Here is an 11755-nt window from a genome sequence, read left to right as displayed (position 1 = left end):
GATGAAAATAGCTTTATTAGGATACGGAAAAATGGGACAAACAATTGAAAAAATTGCTTTGGACAGAGGACATGAAATAGTATTAACAATCGACAAAGACAGTCCTGAATATGATATCTCTGTCGCTGACGTAGCTATTGACTTCAGTATTCCAGATTCTGCAGTATCAAATATCAGTAACTGTTTGAATAATCAAGTTCCTATTATTTCTGGAACTACAGGTTGGTTAGACAGCTTTGAAGAAATGAAAAACTTATGTGCTGAAAAAGAAGGTGCGTTTATTTATGCATCTAATTACAGTCTAGGTGTAAATATCTTTTTTGAATTGAATCAACAATTGGCCAAAATGATGTCTAATTTAGATCAATACAATGTTTCTATGGAAGAGATTCATCACAAACAGAAATTAGATGAGCCAAGTGGAACAGCAATAACTTTAGCGGAAGGCGTAATAGAGCATACGAAAAACACACAATGGGAATTGGACAAAGCAACTCAAGAAAACAGCATTCCTATTTCTGCAATAAGAAGTCCTGAAGTACCAGGAACGCACTTAATTACGTATGATTCCATTGTAGATAAAATAGACATCAAACATACTGCACACAACAGACAAGGATTTGCTTTGGGAGCAGTTGTTGCAGCTGAATGGATTATTGGAAAAAAAGGAGTCTTTTCTATGAAAGATGTTTTAGGAATTTAACAGTCCAATAACAAACTAACTCCGAATATTTAAGCACCTTTGAAAAAAAACTAACATATGACTTTTACGGCATGGCTAGTGGTAATCCTTGTAATTCAAGGAATTCACTTTTTAGGAACATGGAAATTATACCAAAAAGCAGGACGAAAACCTTGGGAAGCGATAGTTCCTATTTATAACGGAATCGTTTTAATGCAAATTATAAATCGACCTAAATGGTGGGTGATTTTACTTTTTATACCGGTTATTAACTTAATTATGTTTCCGGTAGTATGGGTAGAAACATCTAGAAGTTTTGGTAAAAACAGTACTATTGACACTGTGCTAAGTATATTTAGTTTAGGATTCTATGCCTACTATTTAAACTATGCTGCCGATGTAACTTATATCGAAGACCGAAGTCTTACTCCGAAAACAGAAGTTGGAGAATGGACTAGTTCTATTCTTTTCGCTATAGTAGCCGCTACATTAGTACATACCTATGTGATGCAACCTTATACGATTCCTACTTCTTCTTTAGAGAAATCTTTGTTAGTAGGTGACTTCTTATTTGTAAGTAAATTCCATTATGGAGCGAAAACACCAACATCTTTGATTGCCGCACCAATGGTTCATGATACTTTGCCTTTTGTAAAGAAAAAATCTTATGTGTATAATGATGACCCTAATGACAAAAATTCCTTCTTAAATAAATTCCAGTTACCTTATTTTAGGCTACCTGGATTTCAAGATATCAAAAGAAATGAAATTGTTGTTTTTAACTGGCCTGCTGATACGGTAAGACAATTTTTTACTCAGGACAGGAAGTTTGCAAAACCAATCGATAAAAAATCAAACTATGTAAAACGTTGTGTTGGTATCGCTGGAGATTCCTTAGAAATCAGAGATGGTCATATCTTTATCAATGGAGAACGTTCTATTTTACCTGAACGTGCCAAACCACAATTCTATTATACTGTAGATACTGATGGAAAAAACATGAGTGATAACATGATTTACAACACCTATCATGTTCGTCCTGGGGAAGCAAGAACTACTTATAAAGAATATGTTTTACCCTTGGCTTATGAAAAGCAATTGTATAACAAATTTGGAAAAGACTATCTTCAGAATAGAAAGTACTTGTTAAATTTAGACGAAAAAAATGCGTCTAAATTGAAAAAGAACAAACAAATCAAAAGTGTCTCAAGAAACATTCAGCCAAAAGGAGAAGCTGAAGGTGTATTCCCTTCGATGCAGATGAATTGGAACAAAGATAATATGGGACCTATTTATATCCCTGAAGAAGGTAAAACGGTTTCTTTAGATATACAATCTTTACCTTTCTATAAAAAAATAATTACGGAGTATGAGCACAACACACTTGCTGTTGAAGGGAATTCTATTTTTATAAATGGCCAAAAAGTAACTTCCTATACTTTCAAGCAAAACTATTATTGGATGATGGGAGACAACCGTCATAATTCAGAAGATTCTAGATATTGGGGATATGTTCCTTTTGATCATGTTGTAGGGAAACCTGTTTTTGTATGGTTTAGCTGGGATACCTACGGAAAAGGGTTGGATAAAATCAGATGGGAAAGACTATTTACAACAGTTCATGGTGAAGGCCCTTTGAAATCTTATTTCTATTATTTCCTTGGTCTTCTTGTTCTTTATATTGGCTATGGGCAATACAAAAAAAGAAAATCATAAAGAGATTCAATGAAACTCTTTCAGCCTACATACTTCTCTCCTATTTCGCAATATGCTGCTATATATGGAGAGAAGCACATTGCATTTGAATTCGAAGACAATTACCAAAAACAAACCTATCGAAATAGATGTTATATCGGTGGTCCAAATGGTAAGCAACTTCTCAATATCCCTGTGAAGCATGGTACCTCTTCCAGAAAAACTAAGGATATTGAGATTGACTATGATGGTTCAAGGTGGTATGACAATCATATCAAATCCCTGCAAGCTGCATATCGATCTTCCCCATATTATGAATTCTATGAGGCAGATATAATTGACATCTTTAAAAAAGAATACAAGTACCTTATTGAATTAAATATTGCTTTTCATAATTTTATTATGGACGCACTTCAAGAAGATACATTGTATACTAAAACATCGCATTTCAATTTTGAGGAACAAGATAACGATTACCGATATTTAGCCAATGCAAAACAAAACTTGACTTGGAAATTCCCTGCCTACATACAAATGTTTGATGGCAAACATGGATTTCAAAACAATTTAAGTATTCTTGATTTACTATTTATGGAAGGACCAGCTTCTTATAAATATCTGCTATCCATAAACAAAATGAATCCGTAGGTTAAGCTTTTGTAAAACAACAGCTTGTTTATTAATAAATATTATAATTTTTCTATATATTTATAAATTAACAAATGTTATCAGAATCAACCCTAAAGATTTACGAATGAACGAATTACATCAATTCATGAACAACATATCTCCACTATCTGAGGAGTCTTTTCGGATATATATGGATATGTGTGAGGAGAAAACATATAAAGCGGGTACAGTATTGACTGAAATTGGGACTGTTCCGGATCATCTTTACTTTATTCAAACTGGAGTAGCACGTTCTTATAGCGAAACCGAAAAAGGCGTTGAATACATTCGATCACTAATTAGCACATACAACATTTTAGCAGCCACTGAAGCTTTAATTACAAGACTGCCAAGTAAGATTGCTTGTCAATGTTTGACAGACTGTACTGTCCTTAGAATCAATTATAATGTACTTGTTCAAAAATGTAAGGAGAACCAAGAAATCGCTGCTTGGTATACTAGAACTGTAGAATTACACTATGCTCATTTACAAAAAACAAATGATGAATTGTTGACTTTAAATGCTACACAACGTTATTTAATTCTTCAAAAAAGAATTCCAAATATCGATAATTTAATCAACCAATATCATATCGCCTCAAGATTGGGTATCACGCCGATTCAGTTGAGTAGAATTAGAAAAAAACTATATAGCAAATAATAAAAAAGCCGTTACTAAATGTAACGGCTTTTTTTATAAGTTATCTTATCAACTTTTTATACTTGATTCGCTTAGGCATCAAGTCACCACCCAAACGTTTCTTTTTATTCTCTTCATATTCAGAAAAACTTCCTTCAAAGAAATAAACCTGAGAGTCTCCCTCAAAGGCTAATATATGAGTACATACTCTATCCAAGAACCATCTATCATGCGATATTACTACGGCACAACCCGCAAAGTTATCTAATCCTTCTTCTAAGGCTCTTAGTGTGTTTACATCTAAATCATTCGTAGGCTCATCCAAAAGTAAAACATTCCCTTCTTCTTTAAGCGTCATAGCCAAATGAAGCCTATTACGCTCACCACCCGATAAGGTATTTACCTTTTTATTTTGCTCAGATCCACTAAAGTTGAAACGACTCAAATAAGCTCTAGAATTCACCATTTTTCCTCCCATCATAACCAAATCTTGCTCATCAGCAAAGTTTGCCCAAATCGAACGCTCTGGATCAATATCAGCATGAGATTGATCTACGTAAGCAATCTTTGCAGTTTCTCCAACAGTAAATTCACCTCCATCGGCTTTTTCTTCTCCCATGATCATTCTAAAGATCGTTGTTTTACCAGCTCCATTCGGTCCAATAATACCAACAATTCCATTGGGTGGCAAACTAAACTCTAAATTGTCATACAGTAATTTATCGCCAAAAGCTTTTGACACACCTTTTGCGTCAATTACATTGCTTCCCAAACGAGGACCATTTGGAATGTATATCTCAAGCTTTTCTTCTTTTACTTTTTGATCTTCGTTCATCAATTTATCATAACTCGCCAAACGCGCTTTAGATTTAGATTGACGCCCTTTTGCTCCTTGGCGAACCCAGTCAAGCTCACGTTCCAATGTCTTCTGACGTTTAGAAGCGGTCTTGTCTTCTTGAGCCATACGCTGCGATTTCTGATCTAACCATGAAGAATAATTTCCTTTCCATGGAATACCTTCTCCACGATCCAATTCTAAAATCCAACCTGCAATATTATCCAAAAAGTATCTATCATGCGTTACTGCAATCACGGTTCCTTTGTATTGAGCTAAATGATGCTCTAACCAATGTACAGATTCTGCATCCAAGTGGTTGGTAGGCTCATCTAGTAACAATATATCAGGCTGTTGCAATAACAAACGACATAACGCAACTCTACGTCTTTCACCTCCCGATAATACAGAAATTAATTTATCCGGCTCTGGAGTACGCAAGGCATCCATAGCTATCTCCAACTTAGTATCTAATTCCCAAGCATCAGAAGCATCTATTTGATCTTGTAACTCTGCCTGACGGTTCATCAATTGTTCCATCTTATCAGCATCAGAATACACTTCTTCTAACCCGAATTGATCATTGATTTTATTGTATTCATCTAAAACAGCTACTGTTTCTGCAACTCCTTCTTTAACGATGTCTAATACAGTCTTTGTTTCATCTAAAATTGGCTCCTGCTCCAAGAAACCAACAGAATACCCAGGTAAAAAATTAATATCTCCTTGGTAATTTTTATCTACACCTGCAATAATTTTTAATAGAGAAGATTTACCTGATCCATTCAAACCTAAAATACCAATCTTGGCACCATAGAAAAAACTTAAGTGAATATTTTTTAATACTTGTTTTCCTGTACTTTGGTAAGTTTTACTTAACCCTGACATGGAAAAAATGACTTTTTTATCGTCTGACATATAATGTGTTTTTTACTTGTTATTTTTTTCTTAACCCATTCAAATGAAATTCAATTGAAGCTAAAAATTAAGGTATACAAATATCGTAAAATTGAACGAAAGTTTGCTGTTACTCCTTGAAAATAAATCTTCAGCAACAGCAGGATTATCTATAGTGAATAGCTAACATTCTTATAACATTGTATTATTTTTTTCAAAACAATATTGTTTATATTTATTCTAAATAAATTAAAAACTATGAAAAACCTAAAGTTAATGGGATTACTGATGTTAGTCCTCACTTTAAATTCTTGTTGGCAGATAGAAGAACCTTGTTGTACCGCACCATTTAGAGAATCGGAATATCAAGCCATAACTCTTCAACGAGAAGTTTTTGAAAGCACAGTACAATTGTTAGAGCCTAAAACTTTAATAGAAAATGCTGGCAAAATATATATCAAGGATAATCTCCTATTCATTAATGACAAATACAAGGGATTTCATGTATATGATAATACGAACCCTGAGACTCCTAAAAAAATAAATTTCATCAACATTCCTGGAGCTACAGATATGGCCATTGGTAATAATATAATTTTTGTGAACCAAGCTACTGATTTAATCAGCTTAGAATATCTCTTTTCTGAACAAAGTATGACGGTTGCAAAAAGGATAAAAAACGTATTCCCTGAACTTTATTCACCTGATGGCTATCACGAATACGGCATAAACGACGATGAAATAGTAGTTGATTGGAAATTAAAAAACTAACAAATGAAAAATTATATTTTACTTATTACTACCCTCTTATTTTTTGCCTGCTCTAGCGATCAAGATTCGGTTGGGGCGAATGAACAGAGCAATGATGGCCAAGGAGGTTCATTAGCGACTTTTGCCCTAAAAGGAGATTATTTATATACCGTAGACGACAACGATTTAAATGTTTTTAGCATCGTTGATCCCAAAAATCCAACACTAGTAAATACGGTATTCATCGGTTTTGATATTGAAACCCTATTTGGACACAAAGACTATTTATATATAGGTTCTCAAAACGGAATGTTCATTTATGGAGTCACAAACCCAGAGTTTCCTGAAAAGCTTTCAAGTGTAGAACATTTTACAGCATGTGATCCTGTAGTAGCAAATGACACGCATGCTTATGTCACGTTACATTCAAATTCGTTCTGTGGCAATAACATCAATACATTAGAAGTCTATGATGTCACAACCGTTACGGAACCGATACTCATAAACACAAGAAACTTATCAGCTCCGAAAGGTTTAGGTTTATATCATAACTACCTAATTGTTTGCGATGATGAGATAAAAATATTTGATATTTCAGATCCTCAAAACTCAATTTTAGTCACCAGTATTAATAAAGAAGCATTTGACGTTATTATCTCCAATGACCTATTAATTGCCATAGGTTCTGAAAGTCTACATCAATACAAATTAAACTCAAATAACATGGCAGCAATTGAACATTATAGCTCTATACAATTTTGATAAAAAAGAAAAAGGGATTATTCTTAAATAATCCCTTTTCAATATCATAAATGATTTTTATGCTTGGCCAGTTGGTCCAAAATTCATTGGAATCGGCGTTTCTTCAGGTTCATTAATTTTTCCATTCGCTGCTTCAAATCTTTTGATATTCTCAGCTAAAGCTTTGGTCAACCTTTTTGCATGCTCAGGTGTTAAAATAATTCTTGATTTTACTTTTGCCTTGGGAGTTCCTGGCATTACATTGATAAAATCTACTATAAATTCCGATACCGAATGATTGATAATTGCGAGGTTAGAATAAGTTCCTTCCGCTACTTTCTCATCCAATTCAATATTCAATTGTCCGTCTTTTTTCTGTTCTTCATTCATAAGTTAAAGATATAAAAACTATTTCAAAAAAAGATTGGTTCACAATTTCTCGTGAACCAATCTTAGTATATTTAAAAATTAACTAGGTTAATCTTAATTCAAACTTTCTTCGATTTCCTCTTTAGGACCAACGATTAAGTTATTGTAAGAACGCATACCTGTACCGGCAGGAATTCTCTTACCAACAATAACATTTTCTTTCAATCCTTCTAAGTTATCAACTTTACCACTTACAGCAGCCTCATTCAATACTTTTGTAGTTTCCTGGAAAGAAGCTGCAGAGATGAATGATTTAGTCTGTAACGAAGCTCTAGTAATACCTTGTAAGATTTGCTCTGCGGTTGCAGGTCTAGCCTCTCTTGCTACTACTAAGTCTTTGTCTTCACGACGTAATAAAGAATTCTCATCTCTAAGTTTACGAGCAGAAATAATTTGTCCAGCTTTCAACTCTTCAGAGCCTCCAACTTCTTCAACAACTTGCATACCGTAAATCGCATCATTTTGCTCGATAAAGTCATTTTTATGAACCAATGCATTCTCCAAGAATAATGTATCTCCAGAATCAATAATTCTAACTTTTCGCATCATTTGACGTACAACTACTTCAAAATGCTTGTCATTAATTTTTACCCCTTGTAAACGGTATACTTCTTGAATTTCATTTACCAAGTACTCTTGTACTTTTGCTGGTCCTTGAATTTTAAGAATATCATTAGGAGTTGTAGCTCCGTCTGATAATGGCATACCTGCTTTGATAAAGTCATTCTCTTGCACTAGGATTTGATTAGAAAGCTTTACTAAGTACTTTTTAATATCCCCTAATTTAGATTCAACGATAATCTCACGGTTACCACGCTTAATTTTACCGAAAGAAACAACACCATCCGTTTCAGCAACCACTGCTGGGTTTGAAGGGTTACGTGCTTCAAATAATTCAGTTACACGAGGTAAACCTCCTGTAATATCCCCTGCTTTACCAGATTTACGAGGAATTTTAACTAAGACCTTACCAGCCTCAACTACATCACCGTTGTCCACCATTAAGTGAGACCCTAAAGGTAAACTGTAAGAACGCAATATTTCTCCATCTTCACCTTCAATAATCAATGCAGGAATGATTTTCTTATTTTTAGATTCAGTAATTACTTTCTCTTGGAATCCTGTTTGCTCATCAACTTCTACCGTGTAGTTAATTCCTCTTTCAACATTGTCAAAGACGATTTTACCACCAAACTTAGAAACAATTGTACCGTTAAAGGCATCCCATTGACAAACAACTTCTCCTTTTTTGATCTTCTTCTTTCCTTTTACGAAAACATGAGAACCATAAGGAATATTGTTTGAACTCAATACCAATCCAGTTACTTCATCAACAATTTTAATTTCAGAAGTTCTAGAAATTACGATATCAACCAAGTTACCTTGTCCATCATCACCTCTTACAGTATCAAGATCTTCAATTTCTATTTTACCGTCAAACTTAGCGATCAACTTGTTGTCCTCAGAAATATTTCCGGCAACCCCACCAACGTGGAATGTTCTCAATGTTAACTGAGTACCAGGCTCTCCAATAGACTGTGCTGCAATTACACCAACAGACTCTCCTCTTTGAACCATTGTACGAGTTGATAAACTTTGACCGTAACAACTAGCACAGATACCTGTTTTAGCTTCACAAGTCAATGGAGATCTTACTTCCACAGAATCAACACCAGACAATTCAATTTCTTTAGCTAATTCATCAGAAATCAATGTTGAAGCACCTAAAATAACCTCTTTAGTTACTGGGTGAAGTACATCGTGCAACGTGAAACGTCCAACAATTCTTTCGCTTAATGATTCAACGATTTCATCATTTTTCTTCAGTGGAGCAACTTCCAATCCTCTTAATGTACCACAATCATCCTCATTGATAATAACATCTTGAGATACATCAACCAAACGACGTGTTAAGTAACCAGCATCTGCCGTTTTCAAGGCAGTATCGGCAAGTCCTTTACGCGCACCGTGAGTTGAGATAAAGTATTCCAAAATTGATAGACCTTCCTTAAAGTTAGAAAGAATCGGGTTTTCAATAATTTCTCCACCAGAAGCTGTAGATTTTTTAGGCTTCGCCATCAATCCACGCATTCCTGTTAACTGACGAATTTGCTCTTTCGATCCACGGGCTCCAGAATCAAGCATCATGTATACTGAGTTAAATCCTTGTTGATCTTCTCTCAAACGTTTCATTGACAATTCAGTCAAACGGTTGTTCGTTGATCCCCAAATATCAATAACTTGGTTGTAACGCTCTTTGTTCGTTAGCATACCCATGTTATAGTTCGCCATAATTACATCCACTTCTTCATTCGCAGCATCAATCATGCCTTGTTTTTCAGCAGGGATAATAATATCTCCTAAACTAAATGATAGTCCACCTTGGAATGCAAAGGTGAATCCCATTGTTTTGATATCATCTAAGAATTTTCCTGTTGTAGGAATATCAGTAGCTTTTAAAATTCCACCAATAATATCTCTTAAATTCTTTTTAGTCAATACTTCATTAATGTATCCAGCTTTTGCAGGTACTACTTCATTAATTAAAACTCTACCAACAGTAGTTTTAATAATTTTAGTTACCTGATCACCATTTTCATCAATGTCTTGAGTTCTTACACTAATTCCAGCATTTAAGTTTACTTGCCCTTCGTTATAAGCAATGTTCACTTCTTCCGGAGAGTAGAAAGTCAAACCTTCACCTTTAATAGGCACTTCAGGAGTTGAAATTCTCTCTTTCGTCATATAGTACAATCCAAGTACCATATCCTGAGAAGGTACAGTTACTGGAGCACCATTGGCTGGATTCAAAATATTGTGTGATGCTAATAATAACATCTGAGCTTCTAAAATAGCTTCAGGTCCTAATGGCAAGTGAACGGCCATCTGATCCCCATCAAAATCGGCATTAAAGGCCGCACAGGCTAATGGGTGCAATTGAATTGCTTTACCTTCAATTAATTTAGGTTGGAAAGCTTGGATTCCCAAACGGTGCAACGTAGGTGCACGGTTTAGCAATACTGGATGTCCTTTTAAAACATTCTCCAAAATATCCCAAACTACAGGCTCTTTTTTATCTATAATTTTCTTTGCAGATTTTACAGTCTTAACAATTCCTCTTTCAATCAACTTACGGATTACGAAAGGCTTGTATAATTCTGCTGCCATATCTTTTGGCAATCCACATTCAGACAATTTCATTTCTGGTCCAACAACAATTACAGAACGCGCAGAATAATCAACACGCTTTCCTAATAAGTTTTGACGGAAACGACCTTGTTTACCTTTTAATGAATCTGATAAAGATTTTAATGGCCTGTTAGACTCAGTCTTTACAGCAGAAGCTTTACGTGTATTGTCAAATAATGAATCCACAGATTCTTGCAACATACGTTTTTCATTACGTAAAATAACCTCTGGCGCTTGAATTTCCATCAAACGTTTCAAACGGTTGTTACGAATAATTACTCTACGGTATAAATCATTCAAATCAGAAGTCGCAAAACGACCACCATCTAAAGGAACCAACGGACGTAATTCTGGCGGTATTACTGGAATCGCCTTCATAATCATCCATGCTGGATTGTTTTCTCTATTTTTAGCAGAATCTCTAAACGCTTCTACAACATTCAAACGCTTTAAAGCCTCTGTTTTACGTTGTTTAGAAGTTTCAGTATTTGCTTTATGACGTAATTCATATGATAAACCATCTAAATCAATACGGTCTAACAAATCAATCAAACATTCAGCTCCCATCTTAGCGATGAACTTTTCTGGATCTGAATCATCAAGATATCTGTTTTCCATTGGAATTGTTTCCAATATATCCAAATACTCTTCCTCTGTTAAGAAGTCCATTTTATTCAATGGAGTTCCATCTAAATTAGAAGCAGCACCTGCTTGAATTACTACGTAACGCTCGTAGTAAATGATCATATCTAACTTTTTAGAAGGCAAACCTAAAAGGTAACCCATCTTGTTAGGTAATGATCTAAAGTACCAGATATGAGCAATAGGAACCACTAAATTGATATGTCCAACTCTGTCTCTACGTACTTTTTTCTCCGTTACTTCAACACCACAACGGTCACAAACGATTCCTTTATAACGGATTCTTTTGTATTTTCCACAAGCACATTCAAAATCCTTGATAGGACCAAAAATACGCTCACAAAATAAACCATCTCTTTCTGGTTTGTGTGTACGGTAATTTATTGTTTCTGGCTTTAACACCTCTCCTTTTGAGATATCTAAGATAGACTCTGGAGATGATAAACCAATTGATATTTTACTGAATTTTTTTACAGTGTATTTATCTTCTTTTCTTGCCATGGTAAATGGATTCGAATTTAAAATGTAAATATTATTTTCCCGATCTGACTTTATATAATGGCTAGCAAATATTTCTTTTTACTAG

9 protein-coding genes are annotated in these 11755 nt (G+C 34.6%); 6 read left to right on the top strand and 3 right to left on the bottom strand.

All coding sequences use genetic code 11. The features are described from left to right. Nucleotide 1 precedes the first annotated feature (1 nt). The 4 genes from dapB to P8H68_RS02230 all read left to right on the top strand — a co-directional run bounded on the left by dapB (nucleotide 2) and on the right by P8H68_RS02230 (nucleotide 3707). The gene (dapB, locus tag P8H68_RS02245) at nucleotides 2-703 is read left to right on the top strand and encodes a 4-hydroxy-tetrahydrodipicolinate reductase (RefSeq protein WP_300321077.1); all 702 of its coding nucleotides are present in this window, start codon (nucleotides 2-4) and stop codon (nucleotides 701-703) included. 57 nt (nucleotides 704-760) lie between these two features. Next, nucleotides 761-2398, top strand: a complete 1638-nt coding sequence (gene lepB, locus P8H68_RS02240) for a signal peptidase I (protein WP_300321075.1) — start codon at nucleotides 761-763, stop codon at nucleotides 2396-2398. Between the two features lie 9 nt (nucleotides 2399-2407). After that, a complete protein-coding gene (locus P8H68_RS02235; protein ID WP_300321073.1) occupies nucleotides 2408-3025 on the top strand; it encodes a WbqC family protein in 618 nt (205 codons plus the stop codon). Nucleotides 3026-3131: 106 nt separating this feature from the next. Continuing rightward, on the top strand, nucleotides 3132-3707 hold the full coding sequence (locus P8H68_RS02230; protein WP_300321071.1) for a Crp/Fnr family transcriptional regulator: 576 nt from the start codon (nucleotides 3132-3134) through the stop codon (nucleotides 3705-3707). A gap of 40 nt (nucleotides 3708-3747) precedes the next feature. Here the strand turns inward: P8H68_RS02230 and ettA are convergent, their stop codons facing one another. After that, nucleotides 3748-5439, bottom strand: a complete 1692-nt coding sequence (gene ettA / locus P8H68_RS02225) for an energy-dependent translational throttle protein EttA (RefSeq protein WP_300321068.1) — start codon at nucleotides 5437-5439, stop codon at nucleotides 3748-3750. Nucleotides 5440-5676: 237 nt separating this feature from the next. On the opposite strand from ettA, the gene P8H68_RS02220 reads away from it, so the two are divergent. Together P8H68_RS02220 and P8H68_RS02215 are read left to right on the top strand one after the other, a co-directional pair. Then, a complete protein-coding gene (locus P8H68_RS02220) occupies nucleotides 5677-6189 on the top strand; it encodes a hypothetical protein (protein WP_300321066.1) in 513 nt (170 codons plus the stop codon). Nucleotides 6190-6192: 3 nt separating this feature from the next. After that, entirely contained in the window at nucleotides 6193-6930 is a 738-nt protein-coding gene (locus tag P8H68_RS02215; protein WP_300321064.1) for a hypothetical protein, read from the top strand. A gap of 57 nt (nucleotides 6931-6987) precedes the next feature. On the opposite strand, the gene P8H68_RS02210 is transcribed toward P8H68_RS02215, so the two are convergent. Together P8H68_RS02210 and rpoC are read right to left on the bottom strand one after the other, a co-directional pair. After that, nucleotides 6988-7299 (bottom strand): DUF3467 domain-containing protein, encoded by a 312-nt coding sequence (locus P8H68_RS02210; protein WP_300321061.1) that lies wholly within the window; start codon nucleotides 7297-7299, stop codon nucleotides 6988-6990. Between the two features lie 93 nt (nucleotides 7300-7392). Further along, nucleotides 7393-11670 (bottom strand): DNA-directed RNA polymerase subunit beta', encoded by a 4278-nt coding sequence (rpoC, locus tag P8H68_RS02205; protein ID WP_300321058.1) that lies wholly within the window; start codon nucleotides 11668-11670, stop codon nucleotides 7393-7395. Nucleotides 11671-11755: the final 85 nt, after the last annotated feature.

The sequence above is a fragment of the Flavicella sp. genome, from assembly GCF_029238425.1.
Lineage (GTDB): Bacteria > Bacteroidota > Bacteroidia > Flavobacteriales > Flavobacteriaceae > Flavicella.
The sequence above is the reverse complement of the archived record's forward strand: the minus strand, read 5'-3'. Positions and strand labels throughout refer to the sequence as shown.